This is a genomic window from Granulicella paludicola, assembly GCF_025685545.1.
Lineage (GTDB): Bacteria > Acidobacteriota > Terriglobia > Terriglobales > Acidobacteriaceae > Granulicella > Granulicella paludicola.
This window is the reverse complement of record NZ_JAGSYC010000023.1, coordinates 228,402-250,434: the sequence shown is the minus strand read 5'-3', so window position 1 is coordinate 250,434 and position 22,033 is coordinate 228,402. Positions and strand designations below refer to the sequence as shown.

At 56.2% G+C, this 22,033-nt stretch carries 22 protein-coding genes and 1 tRNA gene; 14 read left to right on the top strand and 9 right to left on the bottom strand.

Annotation, left to right across the window (positions count from 1 at the left end; all coding sequences use genetic code 11):
* The first annotated feature begins 1 nt into the window (after window position 1).
* The 6 genes from OHL14_RS08425 to OHL14_RS08400 all read left to right on the top strand — a co-directional run bounded on the left by OHL14_RS08425 (window position 2) and on the right by OHL14_RS08400 (window position 7,003).
* Complete coding sequence (locus tag OHL14_RS08425; RefSeq protein WP_263378897.1) at window positions 2-565, top strand: YceI family protein; 564 nt, start codon at window positions 2-4, stop codon at window positions 563-565.
* 125 nt (window positions 566-690) lie between these two features.
* On the top strand, window positions 691-2,046 hold the full coding sequence (locus OHL14_RS08420; RefSeq protein ID WP_263378896.1) for a multicopper oxidase family protein: 1,356 nt from the start codon (window positions 691-693) through the stop codon (window positions 2,044-2,046).
* The gene (locus OHL14_RS08415) at window positions 2,039-2,851 is read left to right on the top strand and encodes a hypothetical protein (RefSeq protein WP_263378895.1); all 813 of its coding nucleotides are present in this window, start codon (window positions 2,039-2,041) and stop codon (window positions 2,849-2,851) included. Before OHL14_RS08420 ends, OHL14_RS08415 begins: the two co-directional genes overlap by 8 nt.
* Before the next feature lie 444 nt (window positions 2,852-3,295).
* The gene (locus tag OHL14_RS08410; protein ID WP_263378894.1) at window positions 3,296-4,039 is read left to right on the top strand and encodes a Crp/Fnr family transcriptional regulator; all 744 of its coding nucleotides are present in this window, start codon (window positions 3,296-3,298) and stop codon (window positions 4,037-4,039) included.
* A gap of 233 nt (window positions 4,040-4,272) precedes the next feature.
* On the top strand, window positions 4,273-5,505 hold the full coding sequence (locus tag OHL14_RS08405; protein WP_263378893.1) for a carbohydrate porin: 1,233 nt from the start codon (window positions 4,273-4,275) through the stop codon (window positions 5,503-5,505).
* A gap of 85 nt (window positions 5,506-5,590) precedes the next feature.
* On the top strand, window positions 5,591-7,003 hold the full coding sequence (locus tag OHL14_RS08400) for an MmgE/PrpD family protein (RefSeq protein ID WP_263378892.1): 1,413 nt from the start codon (window positions 5,591-5,593) through the stop codon (window positions 7,001-7,003).
* Between the two features lie 103 nt (window positions 7,004-7,106).
* Here the strand turns inward: OHL14_RS08400 and tcuB are convergent, their stop codons facing one another.
* Genes tcuB through OHL14_RS08385 form a run of 3 tightly spaced genes read right to left on the bottom strand, consistent with a single transcriptional unit; the run spans window position 7,107 to window position 10,961 of the window.
* On the bottom strand, window positions 7,107-8,219 hold the full coding sequence (gene tcuB / locus OHL14_RS08395) for a tricarballylate utilization 4Fe-4S protein TcuB (RefSeq protein WP_263378891.1): 1,113 nt from the start codon (window positions 8,217-8,219) through the stop codon (window positions 7,107-7,109).
* The gene (gene tcuA / locus OHL14_RS08390) at window positions 8,206-9,651 is read right to left on the bottom strand and encodes an FAD-dependent tricarballylate dehydrogenase TcuA (protein WP_263378890.1); all 1,446 of its coding nucleotides are present in this window, start codon (window positions 9,649-9,651) and stop codon (window positions 8,206-8,208) included. Before tcuA ends, tcuB begins: the two co-directional genes overlap by 14 nt.
* A 50-nt stretch (window positions 9,652-9,701) precedes the next feature.
* Complete coding sequence (locus OHL14_RS08385) at window positions 9,702-10,961, bottom strand: MFS transporter (protein WP_263378889.1); 1,260 nt, start codon at window positions 10,959-10,961, stop codon at window positions 9,702-9,704.
* Window positions 10,962-11,358: 397 nt separating this feature from the next.
* Between OHL14_RS08385 and OHL14_RS08380 the strand changes: the two genes are divergently transcribed.
* Both OHL14_RS08380 and OHL14_RS08375 read left to right on the top strand, forming a co-directional pair.
* Window positions 11,359-12,015, top strand: a complete 657-nt coding sequence (locus OHL14_RS08380; RefSeq protein ID WP_263378888.1) for a BON domain-containing protein — start codon at window positions 11,359-11,361, stop codon at window positions 12,013-12,015.
* Between the two features lie 211 nt (window positions 12,016-12,226).
* Window positions 12,227-12,586: a thioredoxin family protein gene (locus OHL14_RS08375; RefSeq protein ID WP_263378887.1), complete on the top strand. Its 360-nt coding sequence runs from the start codon at window positions 12,227-12,229 to the stop codon at window positions 12,584-12,586.
* Between the two features lie 597 nt (window positions 12,587-13,183).
* On the opposite strand, the gene OHL14_RS08370 is transcribed toward OHL14_RS08375, so the two are convergent.
* The 3 genes from OHL14_RS08370 to OHL14_RS08360 form a co-directional block, all read right to left on the bottom strand.
* Window positions 13,184-13,711 (bottom strand): general stress protein, encoded by a 528-nt coding sequence (locus OHL14_RS08370; RefSeq protein WP_263378886.1) that lies wholly within the window; start codon window positions 13,709-13,711, stop codon window positions 13,184-13,186.
* 616 nt (window positions 13,712-14,327) lie between these two features.
* Window positions 14,328-14,402 (bottom strand) — tRNA-Val (locus OHL14_RS08365).
* On the bottom strand, window positions 14,393-14,527 hold the full coding sequence (locus tag OHL14_RS08360) for a hypothetical protein (RefSeq protein ID WP_263378885.1): 135 nt from the start codon (window positions 14,525-14,527) through the stop codon (window positions 14,393-14,395). The genes OHL14_RS08365 and OHL14_RS08360 overlap by 10 nt, the downstream gene beginning before the upstream one ends.
* Window positions 14,528-14,582: 55 nt before the next feature.
* On the opposite strand from OHL14_RS08360, the gene OHL14_RS08355 reads away from it, so the two are divergent.
* From OHL14_RS08355 to OHL14_RS08345, 3 genes are all read left to right on the top strand, one after another.
* The gene (locus OHL14_RS08355) at window positions 14,583-15,470 is read left to right on the top strand and encodes an RNA polymerase sigma factor (RefSeq protein WP_263378884.1); all 888 of its coding nucleotides are present in this window, start codon (window positions 14,583-14,585) and stop codon (window positions 15,468-15,470) included.
* A gap of 96 nt (window positions 15,471-15,566) precedes the next feature.
* Complete coding sequence (locus OHL14_RS08350; protein WP_263378883.1) at window positions 15,567-16,079, top strand: anti-sigma factor family protein; 513 nt, start codon at window positions 15,567-15,569, stop codon at window positions 16,077-16,079.
* Between the two features lie 393 nt (window positions 16,080-16,472).
* Window positions 16,473-16,943, top strand: a complete 471-nt coding sequence (locus tag OHL14_RS08345; RefSeq protein ID WP_263378882.1) for a DUF3106 domain-containing protein — start codon at window positions 16,473-16,475, stop codon at window positions 16,941-16,943.
* Here the strand turns inward: OHL14_RS08345 and OHL14_RS08340 are convergent.
* Together OHL14_RS08340 and OHL14_RS08335 are read right to left on the bottom strand one after the other, a co-directional pair.
* On the bottom strand, window positions 16,940-17,854 hold the full coding sequence (locus OHL14_RS08340; RefSeq protein ID WP_263378881.1) for a proline dehydrogenase family protein: 915 nt from the start codon (window positions 17,852-17,854) through the stop codon (window positions 16,940-16,942). The two genes, OHL14_RS08345 and OHL14_RS08340, sit on opposite strands and share 4 nt — an antisense overlap.
* Before the next feature lie 106 nt (window positions 17,855-17,960).
* Complete coding sequence (locus OHL14_RS08335; protein WP_263378880.1) at window positions 17,961-18,524, bottom strand: TetR/AcrR family transcriptional regulator; 564 nt, start codon at window positions 18,522-18,524, stop codon at window positions 17,961-17,963.
* Window positions 18,525-18,743: 219 nt separating this feature from the next.
* Here OHL14_RS08335 and OHL14_RS08330 point away from each other — a divergent pair, with 219 nt between their 5' ends.
* Together OHL14_RS08330 and OHL14_RS08325 are read left to right on the top strand one after the other, a co-directional pair.
* Entirely contained in the window at window positions 18,744-19,118 is a 375-nt protein-coding gene (locus OHL14_RS08330) for a tautomerase family protein (protein ID WP_263378879.1), read from the top strand.
* A 440-nt stretch (window positions 19,119-19,558) separates the two neighbouring features.
* Window positions 19,559-20,152: an IS1595 family transposase gene (locus OHL14_RS08325; RefSeq protein WP_263378878.1), complete on the top strand. Its 594-nt coding sequence runs from the start codon at window positions 19,559-19,561 to the stop codon at window positions 20,150-20,152.
* Between the two features lie 207 nt (window positions 20,153-20,359).
* Here the strand turns inward: OHL14_RS08325 and OHL14_RS08320 are convergent, their stop codons facing one another.
* Complete coding sequence (locus OHL14_RS08320; protein ID WP_263378877.1) at window positions 20,360-20,980, bottom strand: ATP-dependent Clp protease proteolytic subunit; 621 nt, start codon at window positions 20,978-20,980, stop codon at window positions 20,360-20,362.
* Window positions 20,981-21,170: 190 nt separating this feature from the next.
* Here OHL14_RS08320 and OHL14_RS08315 point away from each other — a divergent pair, with 190 nt between their 5' ends.
* The gene (locus OHL14_RS08315) at window positions 21,171-21,905 is read left to right on the top strand and encodes a hypothetical protein (RefSeq protein WP_263378876.1); all 735 of its coding nucleotides are present in this window, start codon (window positions 21,171-21,173) and stop codon (window positions 21,903-21,905) included.
* The last annotated feature ends 128 nt before the right edge of the window (window positions 21,906-22,033 follow it).

The following is a 22,033-nucleotide window of genomic DNA, read 5'->3' as shown; positions in this document are numbered from 1 at the left end:
TATGAAAGCCTTCTCAGTCTTAGCCGTCGCGATAGTACTTAGCCATGCTGGCTATGCTCAGCATCAGAGCTTCACCCTCAATCCCGATGCCAGCGAGGTCAAGATAAAGCTCAACACGACCCACGAGCTCGTTAATGGCATATTCCGCATACAGTCCGGCTCTATCGAGTTTGATCGCTCCACTTCCCATATATCTGGGCTGATCGTCGTCGCGGCGGGCAGCGGGAAGACGGGTAATGACAGCCGAGACAAAAAGATGAATAAGGACATTCTCAAGGTAGATCAGTTCACCACTGTCTCGTTTGTGCCTAAGACCTACAACGGAACGATTGCCGCTTCAGGTGATTCGACCATCCAGGTGAGCGGGGTATTCACACTATTGGGCAGCCCTCATGACCTGATAGTTCCGCTGCAGATACATATGGATGGCTCGAAGGCGACTGCGAAGGGACAGTTCGTCGTTCCCTACGTGCAATGGGGTCTCAAAAATCCTAGCTTCCTGATCTGGAAGGCTGAGAACACGGTGAACGTCGACCTGAGCCTGACAGGGACACTGAAAAATTGAGGCGTTCCCATTCATGGAAGTGCAGCGGTGAATCTTCTTCTGGCAATCGGGGTTTTACTCGCGATATACAGATGTAGCTGCGGGAGATACTGATAACAATGCGAACACAGACGTATCCACCTGCTTTGACTCGTAGGCGATTCACGCAACTTGCAGGTTTGGCTGCGGGCTCTCTCGCATTGCCAGGCACAGTTCATGCCGCGACGGCGCCGGACATTTCGCTCGAGATCGCCCCGTATCTCCTTGAAGCTTCGCCAAAACACCATATCAAGACCGTCGCGTATAACGGCCAGGTTCCAGGGCCACTGTTTCGTGTGCGGGAGGGCCAGCCACTTTCAGTGGAGATTCGCAATCGATCAGCCGATCCGGAAGTCGTTCACTGGCACGGCCTGTTTCTCCCGCCAAAGATCGACGGGGCGATGGAAGAGGGAACTCCAATGATCGCGCCCGGTGAGACTACGCAGTACATCATGACGCCGGAACCGAGCGGCTTTCGCTGGTACCACACGCACACCTTTGCAGGTAAGAACCTGACGAAGGCGCAGTACGGCGGGCTCCACGGGTTTCTGCTCATCGAGCCTCGCGATAACCCGGCGCCGTACGATCGCGAGGTGTTTCTCGGACTTCATGACTGGCGAGGACAGTTCTTAGGTAGTGACGACGGCTACATGAATCCGGTCTACGATGTCACTACCATCAACGGTAAGATGCTGGGCTCTGGCGATCCTGTCAAAGTAAAGCAGGGCCAGCGCGTGATGATGCACATCCTCAACAGCAGCCCGACCGAAGTGCATTGGATCTCCCTTTCAGGTCATAGCTTTCAGGTGATCGCACTGGATGGTAATGCCGTCCCACGGCCGCATTCCGTGCCAATGCTCCGGCTCGCTCCTGCGGAGCGCGTGTCGGCGATTGTCGAGATGAACAATCCGGGCGTTTGGATACTTGGAGAGGTGCGCAAGCATGTCCAAGCGACTGGCATGGGCATTGTCATCGAATATGAAAATGCTTCAGGCAAACCCACGTGGACGCAACCGAAAGAACTGGTGTGGGACTATCGGCAATTTGCGAATGTAGCGGATGCAGGTGCGGGCAGCACGGCCAAAACTATCGAACTGACCTTCGATTCGAAGTTCCAGGGGCATGGCAATGAAGAGCTGTGGAGGATTAACGGTCTTTCATACCCTCAGAACTCAACACCTGAGACCTCGCCGCTACTGCATGCGGGCGAACGCTATCGCCTCGTGATGATAAACAAGAGCATGGACGACCATCCCATGCACCTGCATCGGCACACGTTTGAAGTGAGGCGCCTTGAGGATGGGGCAGAGATAGCCGGTCTACGAAAGGATGTCGTTCTGGTACACGCCGGCAAGACGGTTGAGGTGGAATTTGTTGCGGACAATCCCGGCAAGACGCTCTTCCACTGTCATCAGCAGGATCATATGGACCGCGGTTTCATGATGGTGTTCGACTATGCGTAACGTTGGCACAAGATTCGCGATGAAGATCGTTCTGGCGATGGGAGTGTTCTTATCTGTAAAAGCCGCAGCGGCACAGGGGAACTACGAAATTCAGGTCTATGGTGCGGACACCGTTCCCCCGAAGACCTTGATGACCGAACTCCATTCGAACTACACCATTCAGGGTCAGCAGAACTATGTCGATGGCGTCATCCCGACGAACCATCAGGAGCACGAGACGCTTGAACTGACGGAAGGGATCACCAGTTGGTCTGAGGTCGGCTTCTATGTCTTCACGAGCGAGCAGGACGGGCACGGAGTGCAGTGGGTCGGCGATCACATCCGGCCAAGGGTACGGGCGCCCGACAGCTGGCATCTGCCCGTAGGGCTCAGCCTTTCCACAGAGGTCGGCTACCAGCGCGCTGTGTATTCGCCGGACACATGGACCTGGGAGCTGCGGCCCATCATCGATAAGACCGCCGGCCGGTGGTACTTTGCCTTTAACCCGGCACTGGAACGTACCTGGCATGGACCGGATGTAAAACAGGGGCTGGGCTTCTCGCCGGGCGTTAAGGTGAGTTATGACTTTACACGCGTGGTTAGCGCAGGACTCGAATACTATGCCGACTACGGTCGACTAGGCGCCTTTGACTCGCTGCACAATCAACAGCAACAGATCTTTGTCGTCACCGATCTCAACACGTCCCCCAAGTGGGAAATTAATCTGGGAATTGGAGTCGGCCCGACGGCCGGAACGGATCACCTGATCGTGAAAGGAATTTTGGGGAGGCGCTTCGACTGGGGCCACCATTCCGTGATTGAGTGAGTGCCATCGAAGAACAGGAGCACGCCTGCTTCAGACGGTAAGAAACCTCTCCACGCCACCATCGGGTTTGTGCGGACTCAGATTCTTGCTTAGATTCTCTGCCATCCTTGCCGTTCCGCGCCCCAACATAACGAAGCGATCGCGACCCTCTGTCTGCGAGCCAGAACGGGGACGCTGTTCAGGAATTTCGATATGGCTTCTGTGTGAATCCTGACGAACCTCGTCTCTCTTCTTCATCGCATCCCCACGGAGAAAGAGAGCCGCTTTGCTCTCGCAAAAAATACAACGTCACTGAACCGGCGGATTGTTGACGAGGAGAACGAATGGCGGGCATTGAGCAATACAGACCATTCAGCGCGGCCACTGTGGACTAGGGTCGGTATATGCGGCGAAGACCTTCGCAACTATATCGGTGATCGAAGATCATCATGAATGGTGGCAAGAATGCCCGGAACCAAAAAAGTGAAATTTGACCCCGCCCAGTATCTGTCGGCGTCCTCGCTCACACGAAAGACAGTCCATGTGTTAGCGGGCCACGTTTTCTATTCGCAGGGCGATCCCGCAAAATCTATCTATTACCTGGAGTCCGGAAGAGCAAAGCTCGTTGTCGTCTCTAAGCGTGGCAAAGAAGCTACCGTCTCTCTTATGGTGGCGCATGATTTCATTGGCGAGGAATCACTCGCAGGAGCCGCAGGGCTTCGTGCAGCTACGGCGATCGCAATCACTGCCTGCACCGCCCTCAAGCTCGACAGGGATGAGATGATCGATCTCCTCCATAACGAACATGAGTTTTCTGACATGTTCCTGAAGTTCGTTTTGGCCAGGGCCATTCGAACACAAGAAGATCTCGTGGATCAGCTGTTCAACAATAGTGAGAAACGTCTGGCGCGCACGCTTCTCCTGATGGCTCAGTTTGGCGACCCGGGAGAGCCGCAAACACTCATCCCTCCGATAACGCAGGAGTCACTCGCCGACATGATTGGTACCACCCGCTCCAGGGTGAGCAAATTCATGAACCGCTTCCGGAAGCTTGGCTATATCACCTACAACGGCCGCATCCATGTTCACAAGTCGCTGCTCAACGTCGTGCTGCATGACAAGCTGCCTGAACAACGAACCAAGAGGCCCGTGACTCTGGACACGAAATCGGGTCTTGCAAAGAGGGTGAAAATAGCTCCGAAGCCGTGATGGATAGTTCTCGCTCCAGCGACAATTGCCTGCTTTTGAGCAGGCAATTGTCATTTGCAGACACGTAGTGAGACTGGACAAGTCGTGAGCACAAGAGCGCAGACCGCTATCGCTGCCGATGCGATTCTGATCATGGACGTCGGTTGTACTAGGCCGAAGATAGGTCGTCTATGTACAGTCGTATGCTCTACTTCTCGTTGCTTCTTGCGTTGAGCTGTTGTGTTCTTCCACCGATGGCCTCCTCGCAAGCCCCGGACGGCCGGTCCCTCCCCGGTCCAGACGCGCATGACTCTCCGCAAGGTCTCAATGGGCATCTATCCGGTGACTGGGGTGGCGCACGCAGCAAGCTCAAGAAGCAAGGCGTGGACTTTGATTTTGAGTACATCAGCGATTCGCTATGGAACATCAAGAGCACGCAGAACGAACGCCTTGCCAGCTGGAATCGCGGACGCGGCACTGTAGATATCGATCTGGGCGCTCTCGCTCATAAGCCCGGCTGGTACTTTCACGCAACGGCTCTCTGGCAGGGTGGTGGGAACCTTGGTACGTATTTAGGAACAGAGACCAGCCCCAGCGGCATGTCGAGCTATAACCTGTTTCGCCTGGATTCATGGTGGTTTGAGAAGCAATGGCGGCATGATCGCGTCGCTATGCGTGTCGGCCAATTTGCAGGCCAGGACTTCTACGGCAATCAGCATTACGGCACGTCCTTCATCTTCGAGCCGATGGGATATGCGCTCAGCAACCTGAACACGACATACGAGACGGGCAGTCCTGGCTCGACACCGGCAGTAGAACTTACGGTCGCTCCCATCCACAACGTCTATCTCGCGTCGACTTTACTGGCCGGCGATCGCAAGGCCTTCTTCCACAACCCTACCGGCCTGGTTCCGCAGTTCCGGGGCAACGCGGTGAGTGTTTCGGAGATTGGATTTACTCCGGGTAAGAAGACACTTGCGATGCGGCCACCGGATGATGTTGAAAGCCGCAAGGGCTACTCCGGCGTTTATAAGTTTGGAGCATCGGTCAATCCTGGCAGCTTCACAACGTCCACCGGCAGCCTTCGATCGGGCAACTACCTTCTGTATGGAATGGCGAGCCAGGCATTGTGGCGGGTCGATCCACGCGAGGGCAAAGGCCTGGACGCTACAGCAGCCTATGACTGGAGCCCGGCCGATGTGAATAGCGACAATCGCGAGCTGACGGCCGGCTTGCGTTTCAACGAAGCGCTTCCTATTTCAATCCACAACACGTTTTCCGTTGGCTACATCCGGAACAAATTAAACCAGCGTTTTCTTCCGCAGGGTGCGCAGCCCTACAAGGCGGAGCAAGGGATTGAAGCCAACACGCTCTTCAATGTCCTGCCCATGATTCTGCTGCAGCCAACCTTCCAGTACTACGCCAACGTGGGCGGCGGTCCCCAGCGAGCCGTGGTGGCAGGCTTCCGCGCACGCGTTGAATTTTGAGAGCAAGTCTCGGCACGTACTTCCATGCTGGTTTCAACCCAGCGCCTTTCCATGCTTCATAACCAGAGCTACCAGGGAGTGACTTATGTCAGCACCAGTACCCCAATACGCAACAGAGACGATGGCGCAGCAGCTTGCGGCGTTTGTCGTAAAGGCACGGTATAAAGATCTTTCGGCAGAGGCCGTTCAACAACTCAAGATTCACACGCTCGATGCGATCGGCTGCGCGATCGGCGCGATGGGGGCCACGCCCCTCAAGGAGCTTCGCGCGCACCTCGAAGAGTTCGGCGGTAATCCGTTGGCAAGTCTGATCGGTGGAGGCAAGACCTCTCCCGTCCTCGCGGCGTTCTACAACTCGACGCTGGAACGTTATCTCGACTTTATGGACTCGTTCATCGCCAAGCACGAGACCTGCCATCCAGCCGATAACGTCATGTCAGTACTCGCAGCTACCGAATATTCGAAGAAGACTGGCAAAGACTTTCTCACCGCTCTAGCGGTCGCGTACCAGGTACAGTGTCGCCTCTCTGAGGTCGCCCCGGCTCGCCCCAAGGGTTTCGATCACACGGTGCAAGGGGCATATGGTGTTGCTGCTGGCGTTGCGAAGGCTTTAGGACTCGATGAGACGGGAACCGCAAATGCTGTCGCCATTAGCGGAGCGTCGTATCAAGGCCTGCGTGTCACGCGCTCTGGAAACCTCTCGAACTGGAAGGGCCTTGCCTATCCCAACATTGCATACGGAGCTACGGATGCGGCGTTCCTCGCGCAGCGCGGGATCACCGGCCCCATGGAAGTCTTTGAGGGGAAGGGCGGCTTGATGGATGCCATTACCGGAAAGTTTGAGATCGATTGGTCCAAAGAGAATCTTGAGATGGTCTTGAAGACCAATATCAAGAAGTACAACGCTGAGTTCCACGCACAGACCGCGATGGAAGCTGCTCTGGATCTCAGAAAGCAGCCAAAGTTCAAGGCCACCAACGTGAAGAGCATCCACCTGGCAATCTTCGATGTGGCGTTCAATATCATTGGCGGCGGCAACGACGGCAACAAGCAGCACGTAAAGACCAAGGAAGAGGCGGACCATAGCCTGCCTTACATGATTGCAGTCGCCTTGCTCGACGGCGCAGTAACGCCGGCTCAATACGACGCAAAACGGATTCTGAAGCAGGACGTTCAGGACCTGATGCAGAAGGTCGTGGTTGTGTCTGACAAACAAATGAGCGAGCGGTTCCCCGCGGAGATGCCCTGCCGTCTGGAAATTGAACTGAACGACGGAGCGAAGCTGGCCATAGAGAAACATGACTACGAGGGCTTTTATACGCGGCGTATGCCCTGGGATGTCGTGGTCTCAAAGTTCAACAGCATCGCTTCTCCTTTTGCAAGCGAGATACAGTGCGCGGCGATCGTGGATGCTGTTGCGAAGCTCGAGTTGAACGGCATCAAGCATCTTGCAGGAGTTCTGAACGAAGCGTTTACAGGAGATGCGGTTGCTGTCTAGCAAGCAAGAGTTCGTCATCGAAAGAAGAAATAAGCAAAGAGCGGAGTCCAGATGTATTGGACTCCGCTCTCTGCTTGGGTTGTGTTCGTTCTGAGTAAGAATGCTAGGCAGGCGCCTTTACTTTCTTCTGGCGGCTGCGCTCCAGCGACCACTTCAGCAAGGCCCCTGACCGGTAGATCCCATGTACGAAACGTCCATAGGGCATGGAGAGGAACAGCGTCATCACGAACGAGAGATGAATCAGCAGCAAGCTTCCCATGGCCGCTGTCTGACGCAGCACCAGCAGCAGCAAGCCTGAAATGCTGATGGCCACGAGCAGGACGATAAACGAGAGGTCCATTCCATTCTGGCTCTTGTCGACGATCTCCTCGTTGCGGCGCTGCATCATGATCCACAGACCGATCGGACCCACGATAAGACCGAGGCCACCGATCGTGCCAAAGATGACGGGCAAGCTGGTGAACGCGGGTGCCCCATGCTGACCGAGCACGAAGTAGTAAAAGGCTCCGAGCGTCGTCGCGATAAAGCACGATAAGAAGCCGTAGAACGTCGCATGGTGAAACCACTTCAACGCCTCTGAACTCTTCTCCTTCGGGTAGCTGCAACCGTCGCCCCCATTATCAAGGTTCACCAGGGTGAAGATATCCTTGGCTGCCGTAGCGATGGCTCCGGGGCTCGCGAGAGTCGAATGCGATTCGCCGACGTTACGCCAGAACCTTAGAAAACCTATCAGCAGGGCTAAGGCAGAGAAGGTTCCAACTACAGCAAAGGCAACTGACATCACCATATGCGGCACGATCTTATAGAAGTTGCCATCATGCACTGTCATAAAGAGTCGACCGCCGAGCAGGAAGCTCGCAGAGGACATGACGGCCACGAGGATCAACACCATCAGCAACGTGACCTTAAGCCCATTCTTGTGAAACGCCGTCGCCATGGGTCTTGGCCACGCATACAACTCGTAGGTATACGCACGCAGCCTGGCGAAGGTCTTTGGTGGATTGATAGCAAACTCATGCGGTGGCGAATACTGGCAGGAGTAGTAGCACTCGCTGCAGTTATGGCAGAGGTTCGCTAGATAGTTGAGATCCTTCTCCTCGAAGATGCTCCGAGTCTCCATCGACTGCCATACGGCGCAAAAGCCCTCGCAGTAGCGACAGGAGTTGCAGACCGCCATCAGATGTTGGCCTTCTTCTAAAAGCTCAGCGGGCAGCATGGATGGCCACCTCCTGTACTACAACCGAAGTGCCCTTGGGATGTAATGCCTGCATTGCTGCCTCGCGGCCGGCGATCCGGCCAAACACGGTTCCTATCGTTACGCCAATACCAGCCGCATAGCCCATACCCAGGATGTTTCCTGCCATGATCTCTCCAGCGGCGAAGATGTTCTTTGTGCGCTCACCGCCCTTCCTCAGCACCATCGCACGATCGTTCACCATCAGTCCCAGATACGTGAAGGTAAGACCTGGCTTCAGCGGATAGGCGTAGTAAGGAGGTTTATCAAGCTTCAGCGCCCAGTGGCTCTTGGCGGGCTTCAGCCCCGTCGTCGAACAGTCGTCGAGGATCTCGTGGTTAAAGGTGCCGGGCTGCACCGCGGCGTTATACGCTTGGATGGTCGCTTCAACCACGTCCACCGGCAGTTTAAGTTGCTGCGCCAGGTCTCCGATGGTGTTCGCTTCGTAGGGCTTGAAGAGTGTGGGCATGAACTTGCCCATGGCCTTCGAGTCGATGAATGAATAGCCGACTTGATCGGGTTGCTCGGCTACCAGCCTTCCCCAGATGGCATAACGCTTCGGCCAGAAGTCTTCGCCTTCGTCATAGAAGCGCTCGCCTTTGTTATTCACGACCACACCAAGAGACACACAATCAAGCCTCGTGACGATGCCGCCATCGAACTTCGGCGAGCGACCGTCGATGGCCACCATGTGTCCCTCTTTGGCATCGCTGATGGACTCCATTCCGAGATCGAGAAGGCACCTCAGTACTTTGCCCTTGTTATAGGCTGTACCTCTGATCAGGAAGTTGTCGGCCATCGGCCCCCATGCCTCTTTGAGCCATTCAAGGTTCGACTCGAAGCCGCCCGATGAAACCACGAGCGCCTTTGCACCCACCTCAGTCGAAACCCCATCGATGAGAGCGGTAACACTTTGGAACTCTCCATCCTTCACATTGAGAGCAATGACTTCGGCGTTATAGACAACGCGAATGCCTACTCGCTCGGCAGCGTCGTAATAGGCATTCATCATGGCCTTGCCACCGCCGAGAAAGAAGGCATTGGTGCGTCCAAGCTGCAGCGTCCCACCCAGAGCCTTCTGAAAGCGGACCCCGTAGGAGCCCATCCAATCCGTGCACTCCGTAGACGCGCGGATGGTCATCCTTGCCAGGTGTTCATTTGTCTTTCCCTGTGTGACGCTCAACACATCCTTGTAGAAATCCTCTTCTGTGTAGGCACCAGACATCACCCTGGTGGGCGCATCGTGCATGCAGCGCAGGTCCCTTGTATGCCGGCTGTTGCCTGCACGAAACCACTCGGGTGCGCTCTCTAGCAGGAGAACTTTGGCACCCCCTTCAATTGCGCTCAGAGCCGCAGCAAGTCCGGCGTTGCCACCCCCCACCACTAAGACATCGAATCCGGATAGATCACTCATGCTTTTCTCCAAATGTTTCATCTTGCTGACTCCTCACCTGCCGCCCTCGATCAGGCGAGCGTGCGGCCCTTCGTCTTGGGCCCGAAGACGGTCACAATAATCGCCACCATCAGCCATGTCAGCGCGATATAAACGAAGACGCTCTTATATCCGTAGTGGGTAAAAAGAAACGCAATCAGAAGAGGTCCAAATCCATTGGCCAGCCGTCCAGCACCGTATGCGACGCCGGAACCGGAGTTACGGATCTCGGTGGGAAAACACTCTGGCGTGTAGGCGTAAAGAAGAGGAGCGAAGGTCTGGATAAACATCGCCACGCAGAAGCCCAGAATAATAATCGGGATCATACCCGTACTCAGTCCGTACATCACACCGAACGCGCCGATAACGACAGCCGAAATCGCGATGAGATACTTCCGCTCCCATCGATCGGAGATCGCGACAGCGATCAGTGCCCCGACTGGTGCTCCGAAATACATCAAACAAACCCAAAGCAGTGACTTCGAAACAGGAAATCCGCGAGCTGCCAGAAGTGTCGGTACCCAGGCCATAAATCCGAACAAGCCCAGCGTCTGGAAGATGAAGACACCCACCAGCATCAGGGTGCGCGGAAGATAAGTTGCTGAGAACAGATCGCTGAACTTCCGGTGCAAAGTCGCTGTGGGTTCAGGGCCAGGTGGCGGAAGCTTCGTAGAGCCTGAATCCCTCATGCTGCGCGCTTCGATCCTGTCCAGAACAGCATCGGCTTCAGCGTCGCGGCCCTGTGTCTCAAACCAGCGAGGTGATTCCTCGAGCATCCCTGAAAACAAGGGCAGAAGAATCGCGAGTCCACCGAAGGCAAAAACAAATCGCCAGCCGTAGGTGGCGCGAGGGATCAACTCACCAGCGACCAGTGCCGACAACGGAATGCCAAACAGCCCAATGACCATCACCCAGGCCTGATAGGCCCCGCGCTTATTCGCAGGGAACATCTCTGTAATGTAGGTGATTGCTACCACCGTCATAGCGGAGAGTCCAATCCCTGTCAGAAACCGGCTTACCAGCAGACCTGTAACGTTCCATGCGCACGCATTCAGCAGAGAGAACACGGAAAAGCAAACGGTCGTTAGAAGCAGCGCCTTCTTCCTTCCGATCCTGTCTGAAATCCAACCTCCGCTAATAGCTCCCACGAACATTCCGAGAAACGCGGACGACGTAACAAGCCCAACCGTCGAGATCGACATGCCCCATTGCACCCTCAGCTCCGGAGCAACGAAGCCGAAGTTATTCAGATCGCCAAGCTCAAAAAAGTAGACGTAAGCTATCAGCCACATAATCCGCTTTTGAAAGGAGCCGATAGGAAGGCGGTCAAGCCGGGCGGCCGCCGAATGGCGGATCTGAGATCTTGCATTCGTAGCAATCGCTGCCAAAGTTCACCTCGAGGGCTGACTGCCATCTTCTCCACGTCTGCATTGGACCCAGGCTGATTGCCGGTCGCAAAACCTGTTTGATAAATCCTCAAATGCGGTGGGAGACAGTCATCAGCCTAGGCCAGAAGCTAACAGTTACCCCCGTCGCCATCTGTGTTCAATTGCTCATCAGCAGGTTGTCTCGGTCTACAGAAGCAAAGAGCGCTGCGTATCTAGCCTCTGAGCAATCGGGCTCAACGAGGTCGTTCGTAAGCTGGAAGACTGATACCAGAACGGAATGCAATTGCAACGGAGCGCTTCCATGAAGACCAACGCCATACTGCAGCAGGATGTAATCGCCGAACTGTCCTTTGAGCCGAGTATCGATGCCCGCAACATTGGCGTCGTCGCTACAGACGGCGTCATCACCTTGTCAGGCACAGTTCCAACGTTTCCAGATAAGCGAGGGGCAGAACAGGCTGCAGAGCGTGTTCGCGGAGTCAGAGCCGTCGCCGATGAAACCTCCGTCGACCTGCCATCTCTTCATAGGCGCAACGATCAGGAGATTGCAGCCGCAGCCGTTAACGCATTGAGCTGGCAGGTGACCGTGCCCGATGACTCCATCAAGGTGCAGGTCGAAGAGGGTTGGCTCACTCTCGACGGATCCGTCGAGCAGGAGTTTCAACGCCACGCAGCTTTGGAAGCAGTCCGACACCTGATGGGTGTACGAGGCGTAGAGAATTGCATCGCCATTAAACCTTTGATTGATGGCACCGATCTAAAGGTAAAGATCGAAGATGCCCTCAAACGGTCCGCAACCCTGGAGGCTGCGGCAATCGAAGTGAGCGTGACCGGGAATGAAGTCGATCTCTCTGGAAGCGTCAGAAGTTGGACCGAGCGTAATGATGCCGACCGTGCGGCATGGTCCGCCAGCGGAGTCAGAACAGTAAATAACAATCTCAAGGTCGTCACTGAATAGATTCGTATCCGCGCCTCTTGAAGGGCTTTATGACAAAACTTTTGACCGACCTGCTTCCGAGCCAGACCTTCGCTGCACCATCCGCACTTTCGGTCCCTCAGCTGCAACGAACGCTCGCTGCTGCCAATCTGATTTTGGACTCCTGGCCGAAGGTCGGCCCGGAGCTTGATTTCTCTTCGCTCTTGTTGACCGCGTCTAAAAGGAAGTGTTTATGCCTGTAGCAATGGACTTCGTGACACCTGTCACAGCAGAGAACTTCAATGAGTTAGTGCTCAGAACCAACATCCCCGTCGTCGCGGAATTCATGTCCTATGGCTGCGAGCACTGCCGTCTGCTGGAACCCGTACTCCAGAAAGTCGCAGAAAAGCTCGGCTCCCGCGAGCTCATCTTCAGAGTCAACATAGCCACCGAGCAGACCTTGGCTGATCGCTATCAGATCGAGGGTACGCCGACCCTCGTAATGTTCTGGAAGGGTGTCGAGATCGGACGCGCCATCGGTCCAGATCCGTCCATGCAGGCCCTGTGGGATGCAGTGACAAGTCCGTTCGAAGGGCTATCTCAAAATGGGTGAACCCCGGCACCTGCCGATCCTCTTATTCAATGACGAGTGTGCCGTTTGTCGTCTGATTGCAGGCTGGGTCTGTCGATCCTTGCAGTCCCAGGGAGACGCTGCGACTCTCATAGTCCAACCGATCGGCAACGATCCCGCCGCCCTGCGAGCTCTCAATCCCTCCCTCGACATCTGGGATGCCTATGCGAATATCCACCTCATCATGCCCGATGGGTCCATGAAGGTGAATGGAGAGGCTGTGGCCGAAACCCTCCGTCGTACTCCTGCCACAAGGTGGCTTGCACCCTGCTTCAACTGGCAGTTCTTTGGTCGGCGCCCCTTGCAGGCCATCCTGAACGTTGCCTACAGCGCACTTTCAGACATTCGTCCCCTGCTGGGCTGCGAAAGTTGTGGAATCCCTTCCCTGTGGCTGCGCCCCTTCCATTGGATGGCTCTGACATTGCGAGGTAAGACTGCGACGCGCAATCATTCGGCTGTGTCCTCCCAGACAATCAGGCGATAGAGAACGCGCACCCGGCGGACCTGCTGGAAATGAATTATGCACCGACGAGCTGGAGCTCAACTTCCGTGGCGCTCCAGCTCGCTTCGGTACGTGGACTATGCAGAAATAGCGTCCCCATGCACCGTGTAGGAGCTATGCTGCGTCCCTTCGATGATGGATTTCGCTTGGCTTACTTGTTCCGGTGTGCCGTGGACGATCAGCAGAAACTTGTCCGTCTTCAAAGCCGTGTCATATTCCAATACGCTGTCCTTCGGAATACCAATGCTGACAAGGCCTGCTCCCAGCGCGCTTGCTCCTCCAACAACGACAGCTCCCTCGAGTCCGGCGATGATCCAGCTCACAAGCGGACCAGCTACAAGGATCGGACCGATGCCTGGAATCGCAAACATCGCAGATCCAAACAGCAATCCCCAGAATCCACCCCAGAACGCTCCAAACTTCCCCCAGTACTTCATCCGGTCGCCAGCGTTGTAATAGCCCACGACATGCTCGTCGGTGTGGGTATCTTTCGCCGCAATCGACAGACTCTTCATATCGACACCAGCCTGCTGAAGTTCCTTGATTGCCGCTTCCGTCTGCTCATGTGTGTCATACACGGCAACTATTGAATTCGTCGTTGACATATTTATCTCCCATTTCAAACTCGTGGATCGCGGTCAAGATATCTGCTCGCGGCCATAGCCAAGTGTCCTCTCCGGCCTAGGACGATGTAGAGCCTTATGACTCACCCGCTGAAGACGTGCCGCTCATCGGGAGAAGGGCACTCTTGTATCCGAGTGCTCAGACGCTGTGGGGTCAGGCATGGGAATCTTTAAATTGAGGTGTCCCTTTGCTCCAGTTATTTAGCTTTGCCGTCGCCGCAGTCGGTGGAATCTCGCTGCTGTCGCTCATCGATCGTTCGCGCGTGAGGGTTCTCGTTGCCCGGTCGCCCCTCAATCGATCTGGAGCAACCAGTTATCGGGAGATCTCAGCTTTCCGTGGCAACGCTGTGCCGGTGCGGCGTAGTTCAAAGTAGCTCATTCACCTGAATACGCGGTTCCACATCGCGTACTTCTCGTCGACGACGAGGCGAGCCCTCGTCCCTCAGCCTGCAAGTCTCAGGAAGAGAAGCCGCCAAACTCACCGCCAGCAAACCATCCCCTGCAGAAGCAGAACCCGAACACGCACGTCCGCGCATAACCAAATCCGAACGCCCATATCGGTTCCGAGTGTTTGCGGCTACTAAGTTGTTGAAAAATATGGTGGGCACAGCAGGATTCGAACCTACGACTTCCACCGTGTGAAGGTGGCACTCTACCGCTGAGTTATGCGCCCTTGGCCTTGCGGCTCAGGCATCGGAGACGCGACCCACCGCGCTCCTCTTGCTGCTTCAGAATACCACTCCACCTCTCCGCGCGCCATCCGGTCTCGCGAATCCCTGCGTTTTTCGCTACATCCATCTCCTCGTTATCCCTGCCGTAAGTTCTGCGGATCGAACAGGTACAATTTCGACTGATGCCCACCCCTCCGAAGCCCAACCCGACTCGCCCCGCAGCCCCGGCTGCGCGGAAGACGCCGGGCACGGCGGAGACGCCCGAAACGTCCGAGCAGGACCCGCGCCCGGACGAGGATTTCGACGAAATCGATCCCGCCGCGCAACCTGAGGCCGAAGATGGGGTTTCAGAAGACATGGGTACCTTGGCGCTCCATCCCGGGTCGTTTGAAGTGGAAGGACGGCCCTCTGGCCGACTCGTCGAGTCGCCCCTCACGGTCGATCTCACGCCCGAACAGATTGAAGCCCGCCGTCTCGCCGTCGCCCGCGGAGATTTTTCGCTCCTCAACGACGCCGAGGTCATGATCGAACTCCGCAACGGCAACATGGCTGCCTTCGACGTTCTGTTGCAGAAGTACCGCAAGCCCATCGTGCACTTCATGTTCCGCATGGTGCATAACCAGGCCGTTGCGGAAGAGCTCGCCCAGGAGGTCTTCCTCCGCGTCTATCGCTCGCGTGAGACCTATCGTGCCGAGGCTCGCTTCAGCACCTGGCTCTACCGCATCGCCACCAACCTCGGCGTCAACCATGCGCGCGATACCCGGCACGAGCGCTCCGCCTCCACCGTCTATCTCGATGAGACCGACGCGGAGACCGGCACCACCCCGGACGTGGCCGACGCCACGCCCTCGGCTGAAGCCAACATGCTTCGCCGCGAGCGCATGAACGCCATCCGGCAGCATGTGATGTCCCTGCCAGAACGCCAGCAGACTGCCGTGCTGATGCATAAGTACGAAGGCATGGACTACAAGCAGATCGGCGAGGTCTTAAAACTCTCCGAATCTGCCACCAAATCGCTCCTCTTCCGCGCCTATCAGACGCTCCGGGAGAAGCTCAAGGACTTTGTTTAGATACACCTTATTTAGAAACTCCTGGCTTTTAGAAACTACCAGCGAAGAGTTTCCGTCATTAGGGATAGAGAAGGACCACCCGGAGAGGGGGAGAAGATGAACTCGACAAATACACATATCGACTGCAAGACTTGCCGCACTCACATGCCGGACCTGTTGCTGGACGATAGCTACGCCGCCGAACACCCGGAGCTGAGCACGCACCTGGCAAGCTGCACCGACTGCGCCACCGAGCTGCACGACCTGCGCGCCACCATGGAACTGATGGATGCCTGGACCGCGCCCGAGCCGTCGCCATACTTCGATTCGAAGATGCACGTCCTGCTGCGTGAGGAACAGGCCAAGCAGCCGGAAGGCCTCTGGGAGCGCGCCAAGTCGTTCCTGCTCTACAGCACGGGCCGCGGTCTGCGCCCGGCCATGAGCGGAGCTCTTGCCTGCGCCATGCTCATCGGTGGAGGAACCTTCGGCCTCTACGTACATCAGGCTCAGGCCACCTCGTCGGCAACCGTGAACGACCTCAGAATTCTCGACAACAACGCGCAGGCACTCCAGCAGATGGATCAGCTGCTGGACGACTCGGACGACGACGGCCCACCGCCGGTGTCCTAACCAGGAAACAAAGTTTTTGCTTTAGAGTCGCCGCTTTTCGCCTTAGAGTCTTTGCTTCTGCCTTTGCTCTGGGGTCTTTGCTTCTGGATAGGGACGGGCTTTAGCCCGTCCACCCAACAGCTTTTTCGCAATCCGGGCTTTTGCCCCTGAGGTACCCTGGCAGACTGTCCGCAGCCTGCAATCAAAGAGTTCCAACCCCATGGAGCAGCCACTTCGCTATCATGGGGCAAACGTCTGTTATCGAGGATTGAAAGCGGCACCATGCACGCCAAGAAACCAAGCCGGCTCAACAGCATCGCGCTCAGCGCGCTGGCCTCCTTTGGTTTTCTCTTCCTAGCGTCCGCGTCCGCTCAGTACCCGCAGCGTCAGGCTCCACCCCCTCGGATGGCGCCAATGCCGCGCAGATTAGGTCCCAATGGCGCTCCCATGGGCCAGAATCAGGACCGCGGCGGCCACCTCGCCGACTGGATGAACGCCCACCGCAATCTCACGCCCCAGCAGCAGCAGCAGGCTCTCCAGAACGAGCCCGGCTTCCGCCAGCTCCCGCCTCAAACCCAGGAGCGTTACCGCGAGCGTCTCTCCCAGCTCAACGCCATGAACCCCGTTCAGCGCGAGCGCATCCTCAATCGCAACGAACAGATGGAGCGGCTTTCACCCGACCAGCGCGGTCAGGTCCGCGGAGCCATGCAGCAACTCGGCTCGCTCCCGCCCGACCAGCGCCACGTGGTCGCCCGCAGCTTCAACGAGCTCCGCAATCTGCCCCCGAATCAGCGCGCCGCCGCCATGGGTGGCATCCCGTTGAACGATGCTCAGCGAGCAACGTTATACAACCTTATGCGCCTCGAACCGATGATCCCGCGCTAGCTCTTGAAGAAGTTCTTCGCCAGGAACAGCACATTCGCCGGCCGTTCCGCCAGCCGCCTCATAAAGTACGGATACCACTCCGCTCCAAACGGCAGGTACACCCGTACCCCGAACCCCTCGGCCACCAGCTTCCTCTGCAGGTCCCGCCGAATCCCATAGAGCATCTGGAACTCGAACGCCTTCTTGTCGATCTTCCGCTCCGCCACATACGCGCAGATCTCATCCACGATCCGCTCATCATGCGTCGCCAGCCCGCAGAACACGTCGCTCGTAATCAGGTGCTTTGCCAGCCGCACATAGTTCTCGTCCACCGCTGCCTTGATCGGGAAGGCAATCGAATCCGGCTCCTTGTAAGCCCCCTTGCACAGCCGTATCCGGATATGCTCCCGCAGCAGCCGGTTCGTATCGTCCGCCGTGCGCCGCAGATACGCCTGCAGCACCGTCCCCACCGCCCCCGGAAACCGCGCATGCAGCCGCTCCGTCATGTTCAGCGTCGCCTCCGTATACGGCGACCCCTCCATATCGATCCGCACAAAGCTCTCAATCGCCGCCGCATGCTCCACGATCCCTGCGACGATCTCCTCGGCAAACGCCGGGTCCATCTCCATGCCCATCTGGCTCAGCTTCACGCTCACATTCGCACGTAGCTTCTTCGCTGCAATCTCATCCAGCAGCCGATGATAGATCGCCGCACTGGCCTCCGCCTGCGCCCGCTCCGTCACACTCTCGCCCAGCGAATCGAGCGAGACATCGACGCCCTCGGCATTCAACTGCGCCGCCGCCGCAATCGCGCCCTCCACCGTCATCCCCGCCACAAACCGCCGCGACACCCGCTGCCCCATCGCCGACTGCTCTGAAAATCTCCGAAACGCCTTATTGGTCGAAAGCCCGATAAAAAATGAACGCAGCATAGGCTTCCAGCTTATGACATCTCCCGCTGCCTCGTCTCTGAGCTTGTTGTCCCATCGACAGCGCATGTTCATTCATGCAATGAGCGGGGAAGGGGACTACCACCTTCTACGCCGGCAACAGCCCCGCCTGCCGATAGCTCTCAATCAGCCCGTCATACAGCGCAATATCCGATCGGCTCCTCGCCATCAGCTGGGCCCCACCCACTGCCGCAAAGATCGCTCGCGCCCGCGCTTCGCTCTCCCCCGGCTTCACCAAACCCGCAGCCACCAGCACCTTGCTCAGCCAGGCGACATTCACATCCGCGAACGTCTGGACCTCTTTCTTCACCGCCTCCGGCAGGTCGTCATACTCGGCAGCCATAAACCCGCTCAGGCACATCCGGTTCTCATTCTGCAGAGCCCACCGAAACGTCTCCGGAAATCGCCGCAGCGCCTCCATCGGACTCGAAGCCTCCGCCAGAATCTTCTCCAGCGCCGTCGCATGGTCCTCCCAGTAACGCCTCGCTACCGCCTCCGCCAGCACCGCCTTGCTGGGGAAGTGATGATAAATACTCGCCGGTCGAATCCCCACGACCTCTGCCAGATCGCGAAAGTTCAAGCCGTTATACCCATGCGCCTGCGCCACCCGCATGGCTTCCACCAGCACCTTTTCCCGAGAATCTGAACTCACAGGTCTGCCTCATCTCGCCCCTAAGACGCAACAACCGGGCCCGACCTGAATTTTATTTGAAATTCCTGAATCTACCAAGTGGCCGGTAGCGTCTACTCTATAAACCGACCAAGTGGCCGGTAGACAAATCAGAACCACCCGAAACATCCATCCTGCGACCGAGCCCCATCGGCACCCTCGCTCACCCTTCACCCTCAACCGCACCTCAAGGAGATTGTCATGCCCTTCGCACGCATCGATCTAGCCAAAGGAAAGTCCGCCGAGTACCGCTCCACCGTCGCCGATGTCGTCTACCAGGGAATCGTTGGCGTTCTCAAGGCACCCGAGGGCGACCGCTTCATGGTCATCGGCGAGCACTCCACCGAAAACTTCATCTACGACCCCAACTTCCTCGACATCCAGCGCACCCCCGACGTCATCATCCTCCAGGTCACCAGCACTGTCGGCAACACCAAGGAGCAGAAGGTCGCCTTCTTCAAGCAGATCGCAGACGATCTCCACAGCCGCCTCGGCGTCCGCCGCGAAGACGTCTTCATCAGCCTCGTCTTCGTCGACCGCGAAGACTGGTCCTTCGGCAATGGCCTGCCCTGGTAAGTTGCTCGACGCATCATCCGCCGCAGCCCCAACCGGATGCCCCGTTCATGCGCAGCCCCATCGTGCATGAGCGGGACGCCGATACATCGGCACACCTATCCCGTATGAGCTGTCGTTTCGACCGGCACATCGCAATTCCAACGCGATGCGCAGCGGAGAAACCTGCAGTGTAGTGCCGCGGGACCAAAACCGCGAGCATACCCTGAGTCCACTCTCCGACAGCACACTCGGTCGGCCACGGCCTGCGCTTCTGAGATAGACCCGGACTTTAGTCCGGGCAATACTGACTCCTATGAATCAAGGGGCTTCAGCCCCTGAGGTACCCCATCGGTCTTGATAAGTGGATGGGGGCAAGGTGGATGATGGCGAACTGCAAGAATGGCGTCTCGTCCTATGAGATTCACCGTTCGCTTGGCGTCACACAGAAGACGGCATAGTTTATGCTCCAGCGTATTCGTCTCGCCATGCAGGAAGACGATTCCACGCAGCTAAAGGGAACCGTCGAAATGGATGAGACGTTCGTCGGCGGCAAGGCTAAGAACATGCACGCCAGCAAGCGTGCTAAGCTCTACAACACCCCCGGAACCGTCAAAGGTAAGACGGTAGTGGTCGGTATGCTAGAGCGCGGTGGCAAGGTTCGCGCTGGCGTCGTAGCAGAGCGCATCAAGGCTGTTCTGTTGGAGATTGCTCACACGCATATCGCCCCCGGTTCCACGCTTATGACGGATGAGCTTGGCGCATACAAGGGTGTCGATCTACAGCACGAGGTTATCAATCACGCTGAGGCTTGTGTGAACAGTCACATCCACACCAACGGTATTGAGAACTTCTGGAGCCTGTTGAAGCGTGGGCTTGGCGGCACGTACATTTCAGTCGAGCCGTTCCACCTGTTCCGCTACATCGACGAACAGATGTTTCGCTACAACAATCGCCGAGACTGCAATGACCGCATCCGGTTTGAGAATGTGATGGCTGGCATATTCGGCAAGCGTCTCACCTACGCCGATCTGACCGGCGCACAAGCGGCACACTAAGAAGCGGCAGGGGCGTGGTAAGCATAGACGCTAACCCCTGCCGGTGCCACAACGGTCTGCCTGGGTGTTGCTTTTGGACAGAATGCCCCGAATCAGGACTTGTCAGAGGTGCAACCATGAAATACTGTAATCACGTCTAAACGTTCTGTTTGGACTGCCGATCAAAGCCAATGGAGTGGCACTCATATGAGCGACAACTTGCACAGTTCATTGCCGATTGAATACAAGCTGAAGTACGGGACTGCCTGCGGGAATGCTGAGTTGGCGGACTTCGTGAACAAGTCCCCGCTGCAAAGCGTCTGCGGAGTTCAAAGTGATCTCACCGAGAAAGTATCCCTCGGCTTCGGCCTCGGTGATGTTCGATCTTTCGGTGTAGATGCCCTTGATGCGTGCTTGATCGGCCTGCACCGACGCTAGTTTTTCAGCCAAGTTGCGTTCGAAGAATGACGTCGCTGCCTGCGCTGTCATGGCTACACCGTGCAACATGAATGTAGTGTGTGGAGAGGCATACCGTTCCTCGCCCGCTAGATAGAGAACGGTTCCGATCGAATCGACATTTCCTATATTGTGCGTTACGAGCTTGATTGGCAAAGCGCGCAGGAAGTTGTACGCCGTAATTCCATGCATTACAGATCCGCCGGGCGACGACAATAAGAGATGAATCTCTGTATGACCCTGATTCACAAGGTTTGCAACTGCCCCCAAGAGAACCTCAATAGTCTGAGGAACTACCTCGGCTGAAAAAGATACATATGCGGGCGGCTTGATATCTAGAAGAACTTGCTGATTTGGCGCAGCGACTGGCTGAATGACTGGCGGAAGTCCCATCTAATCCAACTCTCCTTGATGTGGTCTGCCAATTCTATGCTTTACTTCGTCTTCCGGACACTGGTTTTAAGTTTAGGTGGGCTCTTGCCTACCAGAGATTCTTTAGGCGTTTTGAGAAGACGGGACATCCCTTGCTCGAAATTCTTTAGCGCCAACTTGCCTTCGTGGTATTCGTGTTTCATAGCCCTCCATGACTAAACAGCGGAACGCCCAAAATCCTGCCAAGAACAAGCGCCCACCCGATCACACCGCTCAACAAAGCAATCACCCGAACGTTAGTTTCGATGCCATTGCGGAGAGCATGATAACCAAAAAACATCACCGCGAAGAACAGAACTGCAAGCCCGATCAAACTCCTCTTCTTAAGCAGATTTTGGAAGCTGCTGCTCTCTGTGTAGCTGTCGGCGCTATATGGATTTATAAAGGCCAGTGGGATGAAGCTCAAAAAGCTAACAAGTTTAGTGCCGACAATCTTCGGGCCACACAAAGAGCATGGATAGCAGTCGGAGACCCGAACTTTCAGTTCGGCGACAATCAACCGTTTAGATCCAAAATCGTCATCATGGATACAGGTCTCAGTCCTGCTCGGAAGGTAGTCACCAAAACCGGATGGAAGATTTTGCCACATGGTCATCAACCTTCCATTTCCGATCTGACTCTTTCCGAAGGCTCTGAGGCTATTTACACCGGAGTAATATTTCCCAACTCTAAAGTTCCAATTTCGTCCAACACCAACGAACTTATTCCATCCCTGGCTCCCTACAAAGAGGGGACATTCGACATATATATGTTCGGGAAAATCACGTACGAGGACGTTTTCCAAAGAGTTCACTGGACTACGTTCTGCTACAAAATTCTGCCCACGCTGAATGACGTAAACAGTTGCCAAATTTACAACGAATCCAGCGACGACCAAGATAACTAACGCTGCCCTGTCACGGTGTCTGATTAGACACCCCCCCCGACGATTTGTGCGTCAAGTATGTTATGTCCAAAATATTTGACACCACTTTCCACCCCTGTTACCTTTCTCCATGTCAAACATTTTTGACA

Bases quoted from the DNA above. Each gene is read 5' to 3' on its own strand.
- OHL14_RS08405 (WP_263378893.1), top strand. From the start codon at position 4,273: ATGGCCTCCTCGCAAGCCCCGGACGGCCGGTCCCTCCCCGGTCCAGAC.
- tcuA (WP_263378890.1), bottom strand. From the start codon at position 9,651: ATGAGTGATCTATCCGGATTCGATGTCTTAGTGGTGGGGGGTGGCAAC.
- OHL14_RS08410 (WP_263378894.1), top strand. From the start codon at position 3,296: ATGCCCGGAACCAAAAAAGTGAAATTTGACCCCGCCCAGTATCTGTCG.
- OHL14_RS08425 (WP_263378897.1), top strand. From the start codon at position 2: ATGAAAGCCTTCTCAGTCTTAGCCGTCGCGATAGTACTTAGCCATGCT.
- OHL14_RS08340 (WP_263378881.1), bottom strand. From the start codon at position 17,854: ATGCTGCGTTCATTTTTTATCGGGCTTTCGACCAATAAGGCGTTTCGG.
- OHL14_RS08370 (WP_263378886.1), bottom strand. From the start codon at position 13,711: ATGTCAACGACGAATTCAATAGTTGCCGTGTATGACACACATGAGCAG.
- OHL14_RS08325 (WP_263378878.1), top strand. From the start codon at position 19,559: ATGCTCCAGCGTATTCGTCTCGCCATGCAGGAAGACGATTCCACGCAG.
- OHL14_RS08360 (WP_263378885.1), bottom strand. From the start codon at position 14,527: ATGGATGTAGCGAAAAACGCAGGGATTCGCGAGACCGGATGGCGCGCG.
- OHL14_RS08345 (WP_263378882.1), top strand. From the start codon at position 16,473: ATGCCGCGCAGATTAGGTCCCAATGGCGCTCCCATGGGCCAGAATCAG.
- OHL14_RS08355 (WP_263378884.1), top strand. From the start codon at position 14,583: ATGCCCACCCCTCCGAAGCCCAACCCGACTCGCCCCGCAGCCCCGGCT.
- OHL14_RS08315 (WP_263378876.1), top strand. From the start codon at position 21,171: ATGACTAAACAGCGGAACGCCCAAAATCCTGCCAAGAACAAGCGCCCA.
- OHL14_RS08400 (WP_263378892.1), top strand. From the start codon at position 5,591: ATGTCAGCACCAGTACCCCAATACGCAACAGAGACGATGGCGCAGCAG.
- OHL14_RS08320 (WP_263378877.1), bottom strand. From the start codon at position 20,980: ATGGGACTTCCGCCAGTCATTCAGCCAGTCGCTGCGCCAAATCAGCAA.
- tcuB (WP_263378891.1), bottom strand. From the start codon at position 8,219: ATGCTGCCCGCTGAGCTTTTAGAAGAAGGCCAACATCTGATGGCGGTC.
- OHL14_RS08385 (WP_263378889.1), bottom strand. From the start codon at position 10,961: ATGTGGCTGATAGCTTACGTCTACTTTTTTGAGCTTGGCGATCTGAAT.
- OHL14_RS08415 (WP_263378895.1), top strand. From the start codon at position 2,039: ATGCGTAACGTTGGCACAAGATTCGCGATGAAGATCGTTCTGGCGATG.
- OHL14_RS08330 (WP_263378879.1), top strand. From the start codon at position 18,744: ATGCCCTTCGCACGCATCGATCTAGCCAAAGGAAAGTCCGCCGAGTAC.
- OHL14_RS08380 (WP_263378888.1), top strand. From the start codon at position 11,359: ATGAAGACCAACGCCATACTGCAGCAGGATGTAATCGCCGAACTGTCC.
- OHL14_RS08375 (WP_263378887.1), top strand. From the start codon at position 12,227: ATGCCTGTAGCAATGGACTTCGTGACACCTGTCACAGCAGAGAACTTC.
- OHL14_RS08350 (WP_263378883.1), top strand. From the start codon at position 15,567: ATGAACTCGACAAATACACATATCGACTGCAAGACTTGCCGCACTCAC.